The sequence below is a fragment of the Pedobacter gandavensis genome (assembly GCF_032677645.1).
Lineage (GTDB): Bacteria > Bacteroidota > Bacteroidia > Sphingobacteriales > Sphingobacteriaceae > Pedobacter > Pedobacter gandavensis_A.
The window spans coordinates 107,561-127,647 of the sequence record NZ_JAVTSB010000015.1; the positions used below are offsets into that span (position 1 = coordinate 107,561).

General features: G+C 40.9%; 19 protein-coding genes. 6 read left to right on the forward strand and 13 right to left on the reverse strand.

The features are described from left to right. Positions 1–23: 23 nt before the first annotated feature. Both R2Q66_RS22365 and R2Q66_RS22370 read right to left on the reverse strand, forming a co-directional pair. Entirely contained in the window at positions 24–1,112 is a 1,089-nt protein-coding gene (locus R2Q66_RS22365; protein WP_316753410.1) for a serine protease, read from the reverse strand. Positions 1,113–1,119: 7 nt separating this feature from the next. After that, on the reverse strand, positions 1,120–1,686 hold the full coding sequence (locus R2Q66_RS22370) for a sigma-70 family RNA polymerase sigma factor (protein ID WP_316753411.1): 567 nt from the start codon (positions 1,684–1,686) through the stop codon (positions 1,120–1,122). 209 nt (positions 1,687–1,895) lie between these two features. On the opposite strand from R2Q66_RS22370, the gene R2Q66_RS22375 reads away from it, so the two are divergent. The 4 genes from R2Q66_RS22375 to R2Q66_RS22390 all read left to right on the forward strand — a co-directional run bounded on the left by R2Q66_RS22375 (position 1,896) and on the right by R2Q66_RS22390 (position 4,882). Further along, the gene (locus R2Q66_RS22375) at positions 1,896–2,111 is read left to right on the forward strand and encodes a hypothetical protein (RefSeq protein ID WP_316753412.1); all 216 of its coding nucleotides are present in this window, start codon (positions 1,896–1,898) and stop codon (positions 2,109–2,111) included. Positions 2,112–2,555: 444 nt separating this feature from the next. After that, the gene (locus R2Q66_RS22380) at positions 2,556–2,768 is read left to right on the forward strand and encodes a hypothetical protein (RefSeq protein WP_316753413.1); all 213 of its coding nucleotides are present in this window, start codon (positions 2,556–2,558) and stop codon (positions 2,766–2,768) included. A 138-nt stretch (positions 2,769–2,906) separates the two neighbouring features. Beyond that, on the forward strand, positions 2,907–4,253 hold the full coding sequence (purB, locus tag R2Q66_RS22385; RefSeq protein WP_316753414.1) for an adenylosuccinate lyase: 1,347 nt from the start codon (positions 2,907–2,909) through the stop codon (positions 4,251–4,253). A 77-nt stretch (positions 4,254–4,330) separates the two neighbouring features. Further along, positions 4,331–4,882, forward strand: coding sequence for a NifU family protein (locus R2Q66_RS22390; protein WP_316753415.1), 552 nt, complete (start codon positions 4,331–4,333; stop codon positions 4,880–4,882). Between the two features lie 69 nt (positions 4,883–4,951). Here R2Q66_RS22390 and R2Q66_RS22395 read toward each other — a convergent pair whose 3' ends face one another. The 5 genes from R2Q66_RS22395 to R2Q66_RS22415 all read right to left on the reverse strand — a co-directional run bounded on the left by R2Q66_RS22395 (position 4,952) and on the right by R2Q66_RS22415 (position 11,255). After that, a complete protein-coding gene (locus tag R2Q66_RS22395; RefSeq protein WP_316753416.1) occupies positions 4,952–5,746 on the reverse strand; it encodes an inositol monophosphatase family protein in 795 nt (264 codons plus the stop codon). 10 nt (positions 5,747–5,756) lie between these two features. Further along, positions 5,757–6,911, reverse strand: coding sequence for a prolipoprotein diacylglyceryl transferase (locus tag R2Q66_RS22400; protein WP_316753417.1), 1,155 nt, complete (start codon positions 6,909–6,911; stop codon positions 5,757–5,759). Between the two features lie 32 nt (positions 6,912–6,943). Beyond that, positions 6,944–8,263, reverse strand: a complete 1,320-nt coding sequence (mtaB, locus tag R2Q66_RS22405; protein ID WP_316753418.1) for a tRNA (N(6)-L-threonylcarbamoyladenosine(37)-C(2))-methylthiotransferase MtaB — start codon at positions 8,261–8,263, stop codon at positions 6,944–6,946. Between the two features lie 54 nt (positions 8,264–8,317). Next, positions 8,318–8,884, reverse strand: coding sequence for a UbiX family flavin prenyltransferase (locus R2Q66_RS22410; RefSeq protein WP_316753419.1), 567 nt, complete (start codon positions 8,882–8,884; stop codon positions 8,318–8,320). 235 nt (positions 8,885–9,119) lie between these two features. Next, the gene (locus tag R2Q66_RS22415; protein ID WP_316753420.1) at positions 9,120–11,255 is read right to left on the reverse strand and encodes a sulfatase-like hydrolase/transferase; all 2,136 of its coding nucleotides are present in this window, start codon (positions 11,253–11,255) and stop codon (positions 9,120–9,122) included. A 211-nt stretch (positions 11,256–11,466) separates the two neighbouring features. On the opposite strand from R2Q66_RS22415, the gene R2Q66_RS22420 reads away from it, so the two are divergent. Next, the gene (locus R2Q66_RS22420; protein ID WP_316753421.1) at positions 11,467–12,336 is read left to right on the forward strand and encodes an AraC family transcriptional regulator; all 870 of its coding nucleotides are present in this window, start codon (positions 11,467–11,469) and stop codon (positions 12,334–12,336) included. A 98-nt stretch (positions 12,337–12,434) separates the two neighbouring features. Beyond that, positions 12,435–14,291 carry an alpha-L-fucosidase gene (locus R2Q66_RS22425; protein ID WP_316753422.1) on the forward strand — a complete coding sequence of 619 codons (1,857 nt, stop codon included), beginning with the start codon at positions 12,435–12,437 and terminating at the stop codon, positions 14,289–14,291. Positions 14,292–14,382: 91 nt separating this feature from the next. Here R2Q66_RS22425 and R2Q66_RS22430 read toward each other — a convergent pair whose 3' ends face one another. The 6 genes from R2Q66_RS22430 to kduI form a co-directional block, all read right to left on the reverse strand. After that, positions 14,383–15,666: a DUF2264 domain-containing protein gene (locus tag R2Q66_RS22430; protein WP_316753423.1), complete on the reverse strand. Its 1,284-nt coding sequence runs from the start codon at positions 15,664–15,666 to the stop codon at positions 14,383–14,385. Positions 15,667–15,767: 101 nt separating this feature from the next. Continuing rightward, positions 15,768–16,070, reverse strand: coding sequence for a hypothetical protein (locus R2Q66_RS22435; protein WP_316753424.1), 303 nt, complete (start codon positions 16,068–16,070; stop codon positions 15,768–15,770). Position 16,071: 1 nt separating this feature from the next. Next, positions 16,072–17,211, reverse strand: a complete 1,140-nt coding sequence (locus tag R2Q66_RS22440; RefSeq protein WP_316753425.1) for a sulfatase — start codon at positions 17,209–17,211, stop codon at positions 16,072–16,074. A 1-nt stretch (position 17,212) separates the two neighbouring features. Then, the gene (locus tag R2Q66_RS22445) at positions 17,213–17,983 is read right to left on the reverse strand and encodes an SDR family NAD(P)-dependent oxidoreductase (protein ID WP_316753426.1); all 771 of its coding nucleotides are present in this window, start codon (positions 17,981–17,983) and stop codon (positions 17,213–17,215) included. A gap of 26 nt (positions 17,984–18,009) precedes the next feature. After that, a complete protein-coding gene (locus R2Q66_RS22450; RefSeq protein ID WP_316753427.1) occupies positions 18,010–19,149 on the reverse strand; it encodes a DUF4861 family protein in 1,140 nt (379 codons plus the stop codon). Between the two features lie 85 nt (positions 19,150–19,234). Then, a complete protein-coding gene (kduI, locus tag R2Q66_RS22455) occupies positions 19,235–20,077 on the reverse strand; it encodes a 5-dehydro-4-deoxy-D-glucuronate isomerase (RefSeq protein WP_316753428.1) in 843 nt (280 codons plus the stop codon). Positions 20,078–20,087 lie beyond the last annotated feature (10 nt).

Genomic DNA, 20,087 nt, shown 5'->3' on the forward strand with positions numbered 1-20,087 from the left:
TCCGGAGAATTATAAGGAAATTTCTATTTATATACTTTGATCATGAATACATAATCTTGTATTTTCTGTACCTGTTTATTTCTGCTCAGGCCTTGTAAAGAATTCCTTTTATTGAAGGCTACTTTTTTACCTAATGAATCATTAGGAATAGAGTTTAAAGCCTCTTGAATATATTTCGATTTGATGGCAAAAGTGGCTCCATCTACCTGTTTCTCTTTCGCAGAGATTACACCGATGATATTACCCTGATGGTCTAACAATGGACCACCACTATTACCTGGATTTACCGGAATAGCCACCTGATACTGTGTAGTATCGCCATTATAACCTGTTTTTGAACTTACATAACCTTCACCAAATACGGCATCATCTTTAGGGAAGCCCAACGTATAGACTACATCACCCATTCCTATTCCACTTTGTTTTAAACGGTAAGGAAGGTTAGAAAGCGGGCTAAATGAAGGGTCTGTGATCTTAAGAATGGCCAGATCATACTGAGAATCTGTTCTCACTACTTTAGCTCTGTAAGATTCACCTTTATTGTCTTGTACATATACCGAATCTGCGCCATCTACAACATGCAGATTGGTTAGTAAATAACCGTTAGCGGTTAATGCGAATCCTGTTCCGCCAAAATTGGCAGGTTTCACATTTTTAGGTGTGTTTTTAGAATTGATGATTCTGATCAGGCTGCTTTGAGAATTTTTAATCTTCGTCAGTTCCCTGCTTACCAGTTCTACGCTACCACTTTGTTTGGTATTTTGCTGTATAGAATATACGGTTACCACAGTTAACAGGATAAAAGAAGCGGCCACAGCGATTGCTGCCTTATTTTTACGCCATAAGTTAACGATATAAGAAGGATGAGGTCTTAGCGCTTCTGTTAAAGCATCCACATCAATTTCTGCATGGGCGCGATCCATTTTCGCTTTTAAATCCATCATATTGGCATAGTCTCCCAGAGATTCCAGAAAAACTTTATGCGCAACCACTTTATGATCCACTACGGGATCATTCTTGCGAAGCTGCTCAAAAGCTACTCTTTCTTGCTCAGAAAGCTTACCATTCAAATAATCTTCAATTATACCCTCTAACTCAATCTCGTTTCTCATATCACCTTTATACTTGAAAAAACAATTTCTTCAGCCGCTGTAAGCATTTGTATTTTTGAGTTTTGGCATTATCCGTATTGGTATAGCCAAATTTCTCACAAATGTCCTGCATCGAAAGACTGTTGATGTAAAAATCCTGAATAATGGTTTTGCAAGGCTCACCAAGATGAAGAAGTGCATCGTTCATTTTATCAAACTGCTGATCTTTTTCTTCATGTTGTTCCAAATCTACCTCTACTGCCATGATATCCTCAAAGTCTGAGATGTTATTGGTTTTCCGGCTTTCCTGCGAAAGCTTTTTTAACCATATTCTTCTGCAAACTGAGTATATATAGGTCTTTAGTTTACTGCTTAATTCGAAATTTCCGCCCTTTATTTTATTGTATAATACGATGATTCCTTCCTGATACACGTCTTTTGCATCATCTTCATCACCGTTATTATTCAGGATAAACTGCAATACCATCGGGAAATACCCTGTGTACAGCTTATTTAGCGTATCTTCCGAGTCATTTAGTATCCCTAAAACTACCTCTCTATCTGTTGGAACTGAACTGCTTAACTTATTACTCACCAATTAATACATTTATACGTGAATGGTAACCCAATGTTAACCAAAAAAAAATACTTTTTATGATCTTTCCCCTAATACCTTACCTATAACGTTCGCCTTCCCGAATTCGTCAAATATTTTTTTTTATTTTTTTTGAATTCGCTGGGTTACCTTTTAATCTTTCCGGTATTAATCTGCAAAATTAATTAATTATTTAAAATCGAATTATAATGAAAAACGCATTTAAATTAGGCTTTGCAGCTTTAGCAATCACTTTATCAGTAGCAGCTTGTTCATCAGAAAAAAAAGGTGAATCAACTGACACTACATTAACTGATTCAGGTGCTGTTGTAACTACAGTTGATACTAACGTTGTTGACACTACTGTAAAAGATACAGTTGTTAAAACTACTACTGTTGCTACTGATACAGTTGTTAAAAAATAAGCTCAATAGGCTAATAACAAAAAAGGTGCTGGAAAATTCCAGCACCTTTTTTGTTGCAGCTATATTTTTTTTTCAGCTAACGTAAATTATAAGTGTCAACGTATCTCCGTATAGCACACCTGCTATAGTGCTGCTATACTGGTGCTGGTTGATGAGGACTTGACGGGGAGTTGACGGAGGGTTGGCGACGGGTTGCTTAGGCTTATTCCTTAGCAACCCCTCAGCACCCCTCCATCAGCCCTTCAACAACCAGCACTAGTATAGCCATTCTACACCAGCTCTATACCATTTATTACAACAGTACTCCCCGCTTAAAACCTCATTTAAAGCCGGTTTCCCTCAAATTTGAAAATAAATAAAAAAAAATTGAGGAATCGGGGTTACCTTTTCTGATTTAGGGTATTAATCTACAAAATTGATTATTTAACATTTAAAAAAAATATAATGAAAAACGCATTTAAATTAGGTTTCGCAGCTTTAGCAATCACTTTATCAGTAGCAGCTTGTTCATCAGAGAAAAAAGGTGAATCAACTGACACTACATTAACTGACTCAGGTGCTGTTGTTACTACTGTTGATACTACAGTTGTTGATACTACAGTAAAAGATACAGTTGTTAAAACTACTACTGAAGCTGAGAAACCAGCTGCTCACTAGTTTTAATTAACTCTATAAAAAAAGGCTTTGGATGATCCAAAGCCTTTTTTTATGCCCTGAAATTCAATTAGCGCGGCTTCCATTCCCAAAAACGGCTAATAATACGTAACTTCGCGACCGTAAACAATCTTAATATCCATGAATTTATCACCATTACAAGCTATATCTCCAATAGATGGCCGTTATAGAAATACAACTGAATGCCTGTCTAAGTACTTTTCTGAATCTGCCCTAATTAAATACAGGGTCTATGTAGAAGTTGAGTATTTCATTTCACTATGTGAAATCGGACTACCTGGATTAGCGAAATTTGATAAAGCCAATTATGGAAAATTACGTCTGATTCATGAGCAATTTACTGATGTACATGCTCAGGAGATTAAAGACACCGAGAAAGTAACCAACCATGACGTGAAAGCGGTAGAATACTTCATCAAAAAACAATTCGATGATTTAGGCTTCCAGGATTACAAAGAATTTATCCATTTCGGATTAACTTCTCAGGACATTAACAACACTGCTATTCCATATACGTTTAAGCTGGCCTTAAATGAAGTATATTATCCAAACATCAGCAATTTAATCAGCAAGATTAAAGAACTGGCAACAGAATGGAAAGACGTTCCTTTATTGGCATTTACACACGGTCAGCCAGCTTCCCCTACTAAATTGGGTAAAGAATTCCTGGTATTTGCTGAACGTTTAGAAATCCAGTTAAATAACTTAAAAAACATTCCTAACAGTGCAAAATTTGGCGGTGCTACCGGTAATTTTAATGCACACCATATTGCTTATCCAAACGTTAACTGGGTAGATTTCTCTAATAACTTCGTAAACGAAGTATTGGGCTTAACCCGCGCGCAACATACTACTCAGATCGAACATTACGATCAGTTTGCTGCACAATGTGACGCTTTAAAACGCATCAACAACATTATTATTGACCTTGACCGTGATATCTGGGCTTATATCTCTAAAAATTACTTCAAACAAAGAATTAAAGAAGGAGAAGTAGGATCATCGGCAATGCCACATAAAGTGAACCCTATTGATTTTGAAAACGCAGAAGGAAATGCAGGTTTAGCCAATGCTTTATTTGAATTCTTCGCGGCAAAATTACCAATCTCACGTCTGCAAAGAGACCTGACCGATTCTACGGTATTGAGAAATGTAGGTGTTCCGATGGCACACACGCTCATTGCCATGTCTTCTACGATGAAAGGATTGAACAAAATCATCCTGAACAATGATGCCATTGCTGCCGACCTTGAAAACAACTGGGCAGTGGTTGCAGAAGCGATTCAAACGGTATTGAGAAGAGAAGCTTACCCGAATCCTTATGAGGCCTTAAAAGACCTGACACGTACCAATCAGAAGATTACAGCGGATACGATGGCCACCTTTATTGATGGTTTAGACGTAAACGAAACTATAAAAGCAGAATTAAAGCATATCACCCCGTTTAATTACACGGGTGTCTTCTAGGAATTAATGACCTAAAACAGACATCGATACCTTAATTTGCCGCTTTGAATTATTTATTTTTGTAAGAAAAAAAGACAATGACGATCAACGTATATACAGAACAAACCCCTAATCCTGCCACCATGAAATTTATGGTCAATAAACTATTGATCAATGGCAGCGAAGATTTTGCGACTAAAGAGAGTGCCGAGCTATCTCCTTTTGCAAAGGAACTGTTCAAGTTCAACTTTGTAAACGGCGTTTTTTTTGCAAGCAACTTTGTAACGATCACCAAAACAGAAGACGCAGAATGGCCGGATATCGAGCCAATTCTTAAAGAATTTGTAAAAGGTGCCGTAGAATCAGAGTATAAAATCAAAGAAGAAACTGACGAAGCTGCTCCGGCATTTACAGGAACAGATATCGAAATCAAAATTCAGCAAATCCTGCACGACTATGTTCGTCCGGCAGTAGAGCAGGATGGTGGTGCAATCAGCTATAAATCATTTGATGATGGTATCGTAACCGTAGAACTTAGAGGTTCTTGCAGTGGATGTCCATCTTCTACCATCACGTTAAAATCTGGTATCCAGAATTTATTACAACGTATGGTTCCTGAAGTGAAAGAAGTAGTATCTGAAGCTTTATAAAAAACACCAGCATACGAAAAAGGCCTTGATTTTCAGAATCAAGGCCTTTTTTTTATGGAGTAAATTAGATTAATCGTTAAAATATTTAGCCATAATCGCCAGCATTTCGGCATCAATAGCGCCATTGGTAGCCAGGATCTCGCGTTGTTCTATAAACTCAGTGCCACCAGAAAAATTAAGGATATTCCCTCCTGCCTGTTGCACCAGGTAAGCACCTGCCGCCACATCCCAGGAATTCAGGTTGTATTCGAAGAAGCCATCGAACCTACCGCAAGCCACATAAGCTAAATCGGTGGCCGCAGAGCCAATTCGTCTTAAGCCATGACAGCTACGCATCATTTCGGAAAGCAACTTCATATAGGCCTCCTGCTTATCGAACTGATAGTATGGAAAACCGGTAGCCATTAAGGTATCGCTTAAAGAAGTTCGCTTAGAAACAGAGATTTCTTTGTTGTTCAGGTAAGCTGCTCCACCTTTGTAAGTAGAAAACATCTCCCCCCTGTTGATTTCATAGACCACCCCGATCACCGGCTGTCCTTCTTCATAAAGGGCAATGCTGATCGCGTAAGTAGGCAAACCATGGATAAAGTTCGTTGTTCCGTCTAAAGGATCTATAATCCAGTTAAAGACCTTACCAGTGGTATTGATTGTCTCCTCCTCCGTAATAAAGCCAGCCTCAGGAATCAATTTCACTAAATTCCTGACCAATTGCTTCTCCGCATTTTTATCTACGTAGGAGACCAGGTCATTCAGACCTTTAACCTCTACCGCATTCGCGTCAAAATTCATGGACTCCTTGCGGATAAAATTGCCTGTTAAACGGGCTATTGCTATAACTTTAGAACAAAGTAACTCGTAATTCAAATCTTAGATTTTAATAGTTTGCATGCTTTTCTTTATTCTTCACAGAATAGATGATCAGCAATAAACCGGATAGAAATAATATACTGGAGATCAACTCCGCCTGGGTAAAACGAATCCCGGCAACATCATATTTGGTATTTACTCTGATCAATTCTATAAAGAATCTCTCCATACCATTCATCATCAGGTAAATTCCGAACATCATACCCGGAAGTTTAATCTTCGTACGGATGCGCCAAAGGATTAAGAACAGGATAAAGCAAACAATTACCTCATAAATTGGTGTTGGATATACCGGATTCGCCAGTTCATGGCAGAATCTACCTACGCAACCCGGAATAGGAATCCCTTCATTGGCTACGTTATTCGGGTAAGTATAAGCCCATAACCAGTCTGGTAACCAGCTTACCGGCTTAGGATTCAGGTTGTCAATACCCCAGTCGCCGTCTCCGGACATCTGGCATCCGATACGACCTACCGCATAAGCTAACATCATCCCCGGGCCGCCAATATCCAGCATGTGCAGGATTTTGATACCGTTCTTTTTCGCAATGTATAATACCGCAGCACCACCGCAGATCAGTCCACCGTAGAAAGTTAGTCCGCTGAAAGACAGTAAACCACCTATCGGATCCTGAACAAACGTGTCCCAATGCTCCAGGTTGTCAAATATTTTAGCGCCAAGGAATCCCCATACTGCTGCCCAGACAATCATATTGCCCATCAGTTCATAAGGATGTTGAATCACTTCCACCGTTTTTGGTGCTGGTAATTTAACCCTGTTTTTTTCTTTATGATCCCAGTAGGCAAACAAACCTGCAAAGAACAGGCCGCCCAAAATGCTGCCTTTTGTAGAAAGTAATACCGTTTGGGCATCACTCACAAATAATTTATAATTTAATAACGCATAAACCAGTTTATAACCAATCAGGAAGCCAAAAATACCGTTATAGAACAGCTCAATCGTGGTTGCCGGTTTTCCAATCGTAATGTATTTCTTGATTGGGTGGATCACTCCTAAAGCCTCTTTACGTTTAAATTCTTCTGTAAATGCCCAGTAACCTGCAATGAAAGCAAGCGCTACAAAAACACCGAATGTATTAAACGGAAGTGGTATCTGGACACCAAAAAGATATTCTAAAAAATGAGATACGGTTGGAAACATAGGAATGGATAGGTTTTTATGCGAATATAAGATTAATGAGCTAAAACTTCTTCGGTTTCTGCAACTTCAACCTCACCATCAGCGGTAAGTTCAAGTAATTTCACCCTTTTAATTTCATTCACCATAACAGGATCATATTTTGCCTTTACTTTCACGTAGTTTTTAGTGAAACCATGCATGAAACCATCTTTTTGATCATCTTCAAAAAGCACTTCACCTACGGTCCCAATCTGCGACTGGTAAAAAGCTCTGCGTTTTTTGTCTGATAAGATGTGAAGCATTTTGCTACGATCTGCTCTGGTGCTTCCTGCAACACGACCTGTCATTTCTGCCGCAGCGGTTTGCTCGCGTTCAGAATAAGTAAATACGTGTAAGTAAGAAATATCCAGTTCATTCAGGAACTGGTAAGTATCCAGAAAATCTTCATGTGTTTCTCCAGGGAAACCAACAATCACGTCTACACCGATACAGCAATTTGGAATTAATGCTTTAATAGTGGCCACACGTTCAGTGTATAGTTCTCTCTGGTAACGTCTTTTCATTAGCCCCAGGATTTTATTAGAGCCTGATTGTAATGGAATATGGAAATGTGGAACGAATCTTTTTGAAGTCGCAACGAACTCAATGATCTCATTGCTCAGTAGATTTGGCTCGATAGAAGAGATACGGATTCTTTCGATTCCTGCTACTTCGTCTAAAGCTTTAACCAGGTCGAAGAATTTATCTTCTCTGTTGCCATCTCTGATCCCGAAATCGCCCAGGTTTACACCCGTAAGCACGATTTCTTTCACACCGCTTTCAGCGATCTGCGTTGCTCTGTTGACTACATTTTCGATGGTATCACTACGACTGCCACCACGAGCCAAAGGAATTGTACAATAGGTACAAGGATAATCACAACCATCCTGAACTTTAAGGAAAGTACGGGTTCTGTCACCTATAGAATAGGCTGCAATAAAGTTATGGTTTACTTTTTCTATGTTTTGCTGATGAATAACGGCTTTTGGAAGCTTCGTTAAATCAGAGATAAATTCTACAATACGGAATTTTTCTGCAGCACCTAATACCATATCAACGCCTTCAATTTCAGCAATCTCTACAGGTTTCAGCTGTGCATAACAACCCACAATGGTCACATAAGCATTCGGAGAATACTTCAACGCTTCTTTAACCACCTTACGGCATTTCTTGTCCGCATGCTCCGTTACAGAACAGGTATTGATCACATATACATCCGCCCCGGCTGTAAAGTCCACCACCGCGTATCCGGCATCGGTAAATAACCTCCCTATGGTTGAAGTTTCTGAAAAATTTAACTTACAACCCAGTGTATAAAATGCAACCTTCTTCATTTAGCCCTAATAAAATTTCTTAGATAATGCGCAAAGATAAGGTTTTAACCGAGATTATTGCTCATTCCAGCGGTAACTATCCTGACGGAGACCGGCAAGGTCGATGACACGGCTAACCACGGTTTGTGCCACATCTTCGATGGTTTTTGGCAGACTGTAAAACGAGGGACTTGCCGGACAAATGATGCCACCAGCTTCGGTTACGATCTTCAGATTATTGATGTGAATGAGGCTGAAAGGGGTATCACGCACTACAGCAATCAATTTTCGGCGTTCTTTTAAGATCACATCGGCAGCACGGCTGATGAGGTCGTTGGAAATGCCATGGGCGATTCTGCCAAGGGTTCCCATAGAACATGGAATGATAATCATAGTGTCAAATTTTGCAGAACCGGAAGCAAAGGGGGCATTGAAGTCCATTTTTGGGTAGAACTTGTAAGGGTAGCGATCATAGTCTTCATTACCTAGTTCAAAGCGCCAGACTTCCTTCGCATTATCAGACATCACTACTGCTACAGTCTCAATCTGATCAGCGAGTGTCATTAAGTTATCCAACAGTAGTTTAGCATAAATAGAGCCGCTGGCTCCGGTAATGGCGACAATGATTTTCTTCTTATCCATAGCAGCGGCAAAGATAAAGTTAAAACGAATACGATGTATGGAATGTGTTTAGAGTCTCCAGGCTAAAAAAAAGCTGTAAAAAAAAAGGATCGGAAATAAATTTCCGACCCTACATCTACCTATGAAAAACATACCCTCGAAAGGGTAAGCTCAAATGTAATTAACTTTTTGATTAAATGAAAGTTTAAACGCACTTTTTTACAGTAAAATCTTGTTTAGGACGGATTAAACCTAGTTATTTTACAGTATAAAGATTTTTATCGCTCAGTATCTGCCAATTAGCTCCGACTTTCTTTTGCTTTAAGCGCAACGATATTGCCTTTCCTTTATATTGTGCTACATAAATTTTGACTGGATGGTACCCTGCTTTAAGTTTTACGGTAGTCGTTATCTCCTTATCCGATGAATATCCAAAATCTGCGTCCAGTAATTCCGCTTCATGTAAACGCATATAGGCTTTTCCATTAGTTTCAATTGAAAAACTGTATTCCCCGTCTTCCGGTGCTTTAAACCAGGCTTCATACAATACCATACCTGAACTTTCAGGGATTTCTTTGGAGTTCAATTCAGATGCTTTACCTTTTTGTGTTGCGGTTCTTCCTTTCTCAGTAACCACCCATGGGAAATCCCCGTTAAAGAATTTCCAGCTGATGCCACGGCTGAGTTTTCCAAGGGGATTTACTGAAGGAATCAGCGCTGCATCATAAGGACGAGGTGCTTCCGCATCTACTTTTCTTCCTTGTAATACTTTGGCTTTCATCTTTTCCTGCAAATTTTGATAAGCAGGATCGCTGCCCAGATTGGTCGTCTCTTTAGGATCTTTGACCACATTATAGATTTCAAAATCATCGGTTGCGGATTTGATCCCATAACGTACACCTACCAGATCGCCGATCCGGATCATTTGCATCTGGTTGCGTTTTCTACCTCTTCTACTGGCTTCAAATTCTTTGAAATCGGGCGTATTCCCTCCTTCTGTATATTCTACATAAACCTGACCTTGCTCCTGTTTTCCTTTTCCGGTTAAAGCCGGCAACAAGGAAACACCGTCTAAACGTGCCGGTGCAGGGATATTTGCCGCAGCGGCAAAAGTAGCCATCCAGTCGGACAGCATACCGGGTAAGGCGATCGTTTTTCCCGCTTTGATTTTTGAAGGCCAGGAAACCAGTGTCGGCATTCTCAATCCACCTTCCCAAACATCTCTTTTGATCCCATCAAAAGGACCGTAGCTTCCAAAAAATTCCGGACTGTTGGCTACATAACCTTTCGGCAGGTAAGATTCTATTGAAGGGCCATTATCTGAAGTAAAAACCACCAGTGTGTTTTCTGCAAGATTCATGTCTTTTAAAAGCTGCATGATATCGCCTATGGCATCATCAATCCTTCGGTTAGCCGTTGCATATCTTTTATAAGTATCCGGCCATGGCTTTTCAGGAGTGTTCACATTGTGATCATCATCATAAGTTGCATTCGCATAATCAGGATGCACATAGCTGTCGATTTGGCCTGAGGCGGTATTGATCATAGCACCGGTTTTCCCGGTCCACTGTAAACCGCCTTTTAGACCGCCGCCAGCCGGGTAAGCCTGCGTTGGCAATTCTAATACCGCATGTGGAGCATCATAAGCAAGGAACATAAAAAATGGCTGTTTTGCTTGTTTTCCCTGTTTCTGATCAACAATCCATTTCTTCGCATAAGCAGTCCATAAATCGGTGGTATAACTTTTACTTAATCCCGCAGCTACATTCGTATAGTTATCATACACTTCTTTTTTACCTCTGTAAAGGCCTTCGAAAGGATAATGCTCATGTCCGTCAGCATGTCTCATGTAACCATAAAACTGGTCGAACCCGCGCTTTGATGGATGCGCAGGCCAGTTGGGTTCGTCTTTAGTTTCGCCCTGTAAGCCCCATTTACCAATGGCCGCAGTGGCATAACCTGCGGTTTTCAGCATATTGGCGATGGTATGGTTGTCTTCAATCTGCTTGTCGAACTGGTTATCCCTGACACTGGCATTTCCCTGGTTCATACCCGTCATAAAAGATGCTCTGGAAGGTGCACAAACGGGGGCATTGCTATATTGGTTCGTGAATTTTGCACCGGAGGCCGCCATCTGATCCAGATAAGGTGTCATTTGATACGGTAAAGCTCCTTTTTGTTTTCTTTGGTTCTGAAAGAAAACACCAAGATCTCCATAACCTAAATCATCTGTTAAGATGAAAATAATGTTTGGCGCATCCGCTTTTTTAGAAATTGCCGGTCTTTGTTTCTTTTGATGTTTTTGATTTTGTTGAGCATTCAGGCTCATTGGAATAGCTGCAATAGGAAGCATAAAGACCATCAGGGTGGTTCTCCAGGTTCTTTTCATCATGTTGGTTAAGGTTGCGTGTATGTGTTGGAACCAAAGTTATCAGTTTTTATGAAATACCCTTTATCCTAAGCTGATAATCCTGAATTGGTTAAGCGAGACTGATTTTATGAGCCTTACCATTCAGCAATATTGGCTGTTAATTGTGTATTAATGAAATTACAGGGTATTTAGAAAAGATTTTTATAAATTTAGCCAGACCTAACCAAATTTTATGAAGCCACAACTACTCAAAGTTTCAAACAACCTTGTGAATTCATTTAGTGCAAGGAGAGACAAAGTTCCTTACATCAACAACCGCTGGCATTACCATGCGGAAGTGGAATTAATCTATTTTAAAAAAGGAAATGGCACCCAGTTTATTGGCGATAACATCAAGCGTTTCAGATCCGGAGACGTTGTACTTATAGGTGCACACCTCCCCCATTACTGGAGATTCGACGACAGTTATTTCACGGAAGATGAACAGGAAAACGCTGATGTAGTGGTGGTTCATTTCTGCGAAAACTTCTGGGGAAATCATTTCCTGAACCTGCCGGAAAACAAAGCACTAAAACTGATTCTGGAGAAAGCACAAAGAGGAATTCAAATCTCAGACAAAGCAAATCAGGTTATCGGAGAAATCATAGAATCTATTTTACTATCTGAAGGATCGAAAAGAATTATTCTTTTGATGGAAGCATTGCTAGCTGTAGAGAACTGTACGGAGCATGAATTGCTTTCTTCAATCGGCTTCCGTCATGATTTTGAAGAGCTTGAAAATGACCGTATCAATGCGATTTATAATTACTCCCTGGCTAATTTCAAAAGAAAAATCCAGATGGAAGAAATGGCTGCAGTGGCCAATATCAGTCCAAATTCATTTTGCCGGTATTTTAAATCGAGAACAAGAAAAACGTACACCCAGTTTATCTCTGAAATCAGAGTGGGCCATGCTTGCAAATTGCTGATTGAGGACAGCATGAATGTCAAGCAGATCTGTTATGAAAGTGGCTTTCACAATTTTGCCAGCTTTCACAAACACTTTAAAATCATCACCGGAAAAAGCCCTTTAAACTACCAGAAATCTTATCTGCAAAAATAAACAGCGGCACGATCTAACCCTGCAATACATCAACACGTAAAGCACTAAAACCATTAAGCAATAAAACAACACACAAAACTAAGAAATCAACCAATTCTATGAACAAAAAGACCTTACTGTCAGCCTTGTTTCTTTGCCTGTCCATGACAGCCAGCAAAGCCCAGGAAAACAGCTCAAAAGAAAAGACCAATGCCACTGCCACAGCAAAAAAAATGGAGTGGTTTAAAGATGCCAAACTGGGGATATTTATCCATTGGGGTGTATATTCCGTAAAAGGTATCTCAGAATCCTGGGCATTTTTCAATAACTACATCAGTCATGATAACTATATGAAACAATTGGATGGCTTTAATGCCTCCAAATATAAACCGGAAGAATGGGTTAAGCTGATCAAAGAAAGTGGCGCCAAATATTCGGTGATTACCACGAAACACCATGACGGCGTTTCTTTATGGGACACTAAAGCACCCAATGCCACGACTACCCTTAAACATAGTGCGGCTAAAAAAGACCTGATTGCTCCTTTTGTAAAAGCATTAAAAGCATCGGGACTAAAAACCGGACTATATTTTTCTTTACCAGACTGGAGTTATGGCGATTATGATGGTTTCACAAGAGAACATAAAAGGTATCAATTGGAAACTGAACCTAAAAGATGGAATACTTTCCTTGGCTATTATCAGCAACAGCTTAATGAACTTTCAGCGAACTTTAAACCCGATTTAATTTGGTTTGATGGAGATTGGGAGCATAATAGCCAGGAATGGCAAGCGCAAAAGGTGCTTAGAAACCTGCGTAGTTACAACTCAGACATCATCATCAATTCCCGCCTGAATAACCATGGGGATTATGAAACTCCGGAACAGGGAATTCCTGTCGTGCAACCGCCAGGAGATTACTGGGAATTGTGTTATACCATTAATGATTCCTGGGGCTATCAGCCTTACGACAACAAGTATAAATCTCCAAATATGATCATCAGAACTTTGGTAGATTGTATCAGTATGGGTGGAAATCTGTTGTTAGATATTGGCCCTAAAGCCGATGGAACCATTCCTGAGCAACAAATTGCCGTATTAAAAGGTCTTGCCCGCTGGACCAGCAAACATGGTGAAGCCATTTATGGAACGCGCGCAGGTATTCCTACTAATCATTTCAATGGAAAAACCAGTCTTTCAAAAGACAAGAAAACACTGTATTTATATGCAGATTGGGCACCTTACGGAGGCGTATTTAACCTGAATGGCCTGCTTTCTGAGGTTAAATCTGCGAGAATTGTAGGTAGCAGTCAATTGCTAAGTACAAAAAAAGACGGAAACAACCTAAGCTTGCGCATCCCGGAAAACGCAGCAGATCAAGATGTCACAGTGATGGCGCTTGAATTCAATGAGCCAATTCGTTTAGCAGAAAAAAACACATCAACCGTATCACTAAGGCCTAAAAAAGAGCTTAGCGACAAACAACAGATTGCACAATATACCGCTGCTATCCATGACGGAAACAACCCATTCGGGAATACAAAACTTACGGTAGATGGATTGGGTCTGGAAGCAGAAAAGAAAACCTTATCTCCTGAAATTTACAACTGGGTCACTAAGAATTCAGAAAGTTTATACAAAACAACTAAAGGACTTCCCGAAGGTCATTACCAGGGAAAAAGTGCATTATCTGCCGATAAACAAACTTTATTCCTATTCGTAGAAGGTAAGCCAACAGGCCCTATTGCCTTAAAAGGAATTAAAAACAAGATCAGCAGAATCCGTATTGTAGGCGAAGGAACCATGATAGAACCAGAGATTTATAATAAATTGTACTGGAGTGCAGTTCCGGGAATTGTCTATATTCCTGTTCCTCAAGATCGCTTAGATAAAAGCTTAACCGTAATTGCCGTATTGCTGGATGGCCCTGTAGAGTTACACCGGGAAAGAGTAACTGCGATTGAAAGCAACATGTAAATAATCCCGCTGAAATATTAAACGCCGCTACATCAGAAATTCTGGTGCAGCGGCGTTTTTCTTTAAGTATATTTTCCTTAGATGTGTTTGGTTAAAAACTAACCGAATGATCTTCCGGATATAACTGTCCGGACCAGGCTTTTTTACCGGTCCAGTCTGCTGGCGGGCTGGTCCAAAACACATCATTTGCCGGCAATCCTAAAGGCAGAAAACCAACACTACACAGGTATAAACTTCCGGTGCTGATGTAAGTCTCCGCAGCTTCGGGCTGATGCCCGCAAAAGCCTAATTGTAACCATCCCGAAGGACTGAAGGTCCCTTTCATTCCGAATTGTCTTTTCATGACTGCGGTTAAAGCCGAACGGACTTGTGCCGGACTAATCATCGCCGGTAACTCGTGATTTAAAGCCAGCTGTCCCAGGGGCTGAAATGCGCCAACACGATACACTACTGACCTTCCGATAGCAGGATAAGCCCCTTCCGGAGAAATCAAACGCTCCTGACTCGCGCCGTAACGCTGCATTCTCCGCAGGATCAAATTATAGTCCTTTTCGCTGTACAACCCTTTTTCGAGCAATACTTTTACGATATCGACCAACATCGGATGAATCACAAATCCATTGTAATAATCAAAATGGAACTTCTCCCCATCCCCGTACCAGCCGTCTCCTTTATACCATTCTTTGTGCTTATCAATGGCATAAGTTACTTTTTCCTGTTGCCATTCTTCTCCGATTTTCAAGAAGAAAACCTCTACCATTGCGGCAAACAACAACCAGTTATTTTGTCCGGGTTTAATCCAGCGTAAATTACGAAAAGCGGTAATCACCTGTTGTTTTCCTGCGGCCGGTAATGGTTCCCAGAGTTGCAAAGGTGCGCGCAAAAAAGCATGTGCTAAAAAGGCAGCATCTACCAACAACTGAGATTCTCCTTTTTTCACAAAATCAGTATAATCCGGACTTGCCGGATCTACAATATTCAGGATACTTTTCCGGGCAAGATCTGCAAACTCCGCTCTTTTCAATCCTTCTTTTGATTGATCAGCAGGTAAAGAAAGCCAGCCGGATACACCAGCAAGTGTTCTGCCCAGGGCTTCCAGATAGGTTACTTCTGCCACTTTTTTCGCATATCCTTTTGGCGTTTCCAAAGGCATGTTTTTCTTCAACTCCCCTTTAGACGCGTTTCTCAATACCGGTTCCGCAATCTTAATCATTAAAGCCAGCCAGTATTCCCGATCCGACGAAGCAGTATCAGTAGTACCGCCTATTCCAGCATCCGAAAAAGCCTCCGGAATAGCCGCAATAGCCTTTCCCGGACTGATTAAACCAAATAACCCTGCTAATGGGGCAATCTTAAAAAAATTTCGTCTTCTCATTTAAATATCATTTGAATGTTTATGTTACCTGGTCCTTCTCCTTCTTCTCCACAAGCAAAAAAATTCCTCCTCCACATGTAAAAAACACTTAACCCCAGCGGTTAATTAACTTTTCCAGCTGGCCTCCTGTTCGCCCCTTTTCGGTTCGTCAGGTCATCGCCAAGATCCACTCTTGCTTCTTCCGCAAATCCTTCTATTTGCTTAACAATTTCAGGATAGTTTTCCTGAACATCGTATTGCTCTCCAGGATCATGGGAAAGATTATACAAAGCCTTTTTCACCTTTACGTCTGGCGCAGGTCCTGGATAGCCAGCTTTACCTGGTAAACTACCAGAATAAGCTCTGGAACTATGTGGAAACACCAGTTTCCAGTTTTTATAACGTACCGCTTTCAGGTTATTCACATCATAATAATAGTAGAACTTCTCTTGGGCCTTTAGCCGTTTTTCCGGTTAATAAAGCGGAGAAATCCATTCCATCGATTTTATGAACCGGTAGCTTGGCTTTGGTGAATGCCGCAATCGTGGGTAAAAGATCTGTATTTACCATCAATTGAGAGTTTACACTCCCGGCAGCAATTTTACCAGGCCACCTGATCAGGCAGGGAACACGCGTTCCGCCATCCCAGGCCGTTCCTTTTCCTTCGCGAAAACCTCCGGTAGAACCTGCATGGTCACCAAAATTCAGCCATGGGCCATTGTCGCTGGTAATGATCAGAATCGTGTTTTCCGACAGTTTATATCGATCCAAAGTTTTCATAATCTCTCCTACCGACCAGTCCAGTTCCATGATTACATCGCCAAACACCCCCAGTTCACTCTTTCCTTTGAAAGCTTTTGAAGCTGCTAAAGGCACATGTGGCATCGGGTGTGCCAGGTACAAAAAGAAGGGTTCCTTTTGATGATCCGTAATAAATTCGACTGCTTTCTTAGTGAAGGTGCCGGTCAGTTTCCCCTGATCTTCCAGGTTATCATTATAGGCGACCACTTTTTCCCCACTTATGATGGGCAATCTCGGATATTTACCTCTGTAAGTGGAAGAATCCAGGGGTTTCCCATCGTAACCAACCGGCCACATATCATGGGAATAAGGGATGCCATAAAAACTATCAAAGCCGAAATAAGTGGGCAGGAATGGCGCTTTAGAGCCCAAATGCCATTTTCCAAGCATTGCAGTTTTGTATCCTTCTTTTTTCAACAAAGAAGCAATGGTTTCTTCAGAATTACTTAAGGCTGTTTTTGCTTCCGGATTTAAAGCATGAGCCAGGCTGAGCCTGTTTGGGTAACATCCGGTGAGGAGTGCTGCCCGGGAAGGGCTACATACGGCTTGTGCCGTATTGAAATGTGTGAGGCGCATCCCTTCGGTTGCCGCCCTGTTAAAATTTGGGGCTGGTATACCGGTCATCCCATAAGGTTCCGTATCTCCATAACCCATATCGTCCATATTGATGATGATCACATTTGGACGTTCATTTTTCTTTTGTTGGGCATCCGTATTCAACGAGATGCCCAATAAAAACAGCAAGGATAGGCTTGTCTTTCTCATCCTACCTCCCCATCCATCCACCGTCAACAGTCATGACTGTACCATGCATATAGTTTGAGGCTTCGGAAGCTAAAAATACCGTCGGACCTTTAAAATCTGCTGCTTCACCCCATCTTCCCGCAGGAATACGTTCCATGATCGAGCGACTTCTATTTTCATCTGCTCTTAAAGCAGTGGTATTATCTGTAGAAATATAACCAGGTGCAATGGCATTCACATTGACCCCTTTACTAGCCCATTCGTTGGCAAAAGCTTTCGTCAATTGTCCAACAGCGCCTTTACTTGCCGCATAACCCGGAACAGTAATTCCGCCCTGGAAAGTCAAAAGAGAAGCGGTAAAGATCACTTTTCCAGATCCTCTCAATATCATCTCTTTTCCGATTTCACGAGTCAGGATAAATGGCGCAGTTTGGTTCACCGCAATCACTTCATCCCAATATTCATCCGGATGTTCAGCGATTGGTTTTCTCAGAATCGTACCTGCATTGTTTACCAGAATATCAATTACCGGATGATCGGCTTTCACCTTCTCAATAAATGCTTTTAAAGAAGCACGGTCATTAAAATCACATTGGTAAGCAGAGAAATTACGCCCTAAAGCTTTCACAGATTGTTCTACCGCAGAGTTTTCAATTTCCAGACTGGCGGAAACGCCAATAATATCAGCTCCGGCTTCTGCTAATGCTTCAGCCATTGCTTTTCCAATCCCACGTTTACAACCTGTAACCAGGGCAGTTTTACCTTTTAAATTAAATAAATTCAGTACCGACATTTGATGATGTTTTTATAAAATAAGACTTATTGAACGCTCACCTTTAAAGGCTGTTCTAATGTTTGTTTAAAATTGTTCAGGTAGCTAAACCAGGCTTCAGCGGTTGTAATTTCGCCTGCTTTATCCCATGCAGCGCCATTATAATACACAACAGGTACGCCACTTTGTGCTTTCGTTTCAGCCAGTAACTGCTCTTTCGTTACCTTCATCTGAAGTTTAGGATCTGATAAGATCACCCCAATCCCCATCGTGCCATCAGCACCATGTTGAGGCTCCCAATAACCCATTACACCTTGTTGCTCATTCAGCAATAACGTTCCTGGTTCAGCTCTTTTGATAATACCGACTACCACTGGCAAATCGCCGGCACCCGGATATTCATAGTTTGCTTCTACTTTATTCAAATGAGAACCTGCATCCAGTGAAATCGTTTTCGCTACTTTCACTAATTTTCCAGCTACATCCCAGTTTTCATAAGTCAATTGAAAAGTAAAGCGCAAGGCCCCCTGATCAAGAATCTTCCAGGTTCTGTAGTTTAAAGGGTAATAGATCTTATCACCAGCAATCGGAGCAATATCACCGCCACCTAATGTGAGGCCTACATGGTAATAATCATTCCCATCGCCCAAATCTTCATGGTATTTACCTCTCTTATACCTTTCATTTAACACCATTCTGCTCACTCTTTTTCCCCAGACATCAATGCCATAAGCATTTTCTTTAGGTGTATTTTCCAGTGCTTTTCCGTACATACGGAAAGCCACCTTATCATTTTCCCAGGCGAAATCATCTTTACGCTCAGGAATGTATCTACCGAAAGTCTTTTGAACTGGTTTTAGTGCCTTTCCCGGAACGATACTTAGTTTAATGGTACCGTTGGCTGGCACATCTACCTGCACCAACAAGTTTTGAGGACTGGTTAGGCCTTTATATTCCAGTTGAAAAGGCACTTCTTTTTGTGCTCCATTCAAGACCTTAAAGTTTGCAGTATCTATTGCCGGATATTTAGCCAGCACATTTTGCCATGGTATGGAAGTTACCACAGCAGTTCTTTTCAATTTTGAAGTATTCTGAATGCTGATCACAGCCTTCGCATTTTTTATTTGTGCGGTAAGGGCGACCGGCAGACTTGCACATACCCATAAAACCAGGAGAATCTTTTTCATTAGTTCATACAGTTTAAAAGCTCAGGTTAAAATAAGCTCAGGTTGTGGCTTTTCCCTACAACCTGGGCTTATTGGTTTATCATTTTTATCTCAATTCTGTGATCGCGCAGTGGTCCATATCGCCATAATCAAGGTTTTCACCCGCCATTCCCCAGATGAAAGTATAATTGCTGGTTCCTGCTCCAGAATGTACCGACCAGTTTGGTGAAATGATGGCCTGCTCATTTTGCATCCAGACATGTCTGGTTTCCTGAGGTTGGCCCATAAAATGACATACACTTTGTCCTTCCGGTACTTCAAAATAGAAGTAAACTTCCATCCTGCGATCGTGAGTATGTGCCGGCATGGTATTCCAGACACTGCCACTTTTCAATTCTGTCATGCCCATTTGCAATTGACAAGTCGGCAATACACTGTTCACGATCAGCTTATTGATCACCCTATGGTTGGCTGTTGCTGCTGAACCTAATTCCACCACTTCCGCTTCCGCTTTAGAAACTTTTCTGGAAGGATAAGTATGGTGTGCAGGTGCCGAATTGATGTAAAATTTAGCTGGTGTATTTGCATCAGCAGAAGAGAAACTCACTTCTTTTGTGCCTTTACCAAGGTATAAAGCTTCTTTATATTCCAATTCGTAGCTTACGCCATCGGCAACCACAGTACCCGTAGCACCTACATTGATGATGCCCAATTCTCTTCTTTCCAGAAAGTATTTGGCTTTCAGGTTTTCAGGGTTGGATAAAAGAACGGTTTCATTTACAGGCATTACGCCACCGGCGATGTACCTGTCGAAATGGGATAATGTCAAATGAATAGCGTCTGCTTCAAAAAGCTTTTCCATCAGGAAATTATCGCGCAATCCTTGTGTATCTAATTGTTTTCCTTCATTTGGGCTCAATGCGAACCTGCTGTCAAAATATGTTTTCATCTATATAATT

Bases quoted from the DNA above. Each gene is read 5' to 3' on its own strand.
- R2Q66_RS22390 (WP_316753415.1), top strand. From the start codon at position 4,331: ATGACGATCAACGTATATACAGAACAAACCCCTAATCCTGCCACCATG.
- R2Q66_RS22380 (WP_316753413.1), top strand. From the start codon at position 2,556: ATGAAAAACGCATTTAAATTAGGTTTCGCAGCTTTAGCAATCACTTTA.
- R2Q66_RS22420 (WP_316753421.1), top strand. From the start codon at position 11,467: ATGAAGCCACAACTACTCAAAGTTTCAAACAACCTTGTGAATTCATTT.
- R2Q66_RS22450 (WP_316753427.1), bottom strand. From the start codon at position 19,149: ATGAAAAAGATTCTCCTGGTTTTATGGGTATGTGCAAGTCTGCCGGTC.
- R2Q66_RS22410 (WP_316753419.1), bottom strand. From the start codon at position 8,884: ATGGATAAGAAGAAAATCATTGTCGCCATTACCGGAGCCAGCGGCTCT.
- mtaB (WP_316753418.1), bottom strand. From the start codon at position 8,263: ATGAAGAAGGTTGCATTTTATACACTGGGTTGTAAGTTAAATTTTTCA.
- R2Q66_RS22415 (WP_316753420.1), bottom strand. From the start codon at position 11,255: ATGATGAAAAGAACCTGGAGAACCACCCTGATGGTCTTTATGCTTCCT.
- purB (WP_316753414.1), top strand. From the start codon at position 2,907: ATGAATTTATCACCATTACAAGCTATATCTCCAATAGATGGCCGTTAT.
- kduI (WP_316753428.1), bottom strand. From the start codon at position 20,077: ATGAAAACATATTTTGACAGCAGGTTCGCATTGAGCCCAAATGAAGGA.
- R2Q66_RS22430 (WP_316753423.1), bottom strand. From the start codon at position 15,666: ATGAGAAGACGAAATTTTTTTAAGATTGCCCCATTAGCAGGGTTATTT.
- R2Q66_RS22425 (WP_316753422.1), top strand. From the start codon at position 12,435: ATGAACAAAAAGACCTTACTGTCAGCCTTGTTTCTTTGCCTGTCCATG.
- R2Q66_RS22445 (WP_316753426.1), bottom strand. From the start codon at position 17,983: ATGTCGGTACTGAATTTATTTAATTTAAAAGGTAAAACTGCCCTGGTT.
- R2Q66_RS22375 (WP_316753412.1), top strand. From the start codon at position 1,896: ATGAAAAACGCATTTAAATTAGGCTTTGCAGCTTTAGCAATCACTTTA.
- R2Q66_RS22440 (WP_316753425.1), bottom strand. From the start codon at position 17,211: ATGAGAAAGACAAGCCTATCCTTGCTGTTTTTATTGGGCATCTCGTTG.
- R2Q66_RS22365 (WP_316753410.1), bottom strand. From the start codon at position 1,112: ATGAGAAACGAGATTGAGTTAGAGGGTATAATTGAAGATTATTTGAAT.
- R2Q66_RS22400 (WP_316753417.1), bottom strand. From the start codon at position 6,911: ATGTTTCCAACCGTATCTCATTTTTTAGAATATCTTTTTGGTGTCCAG.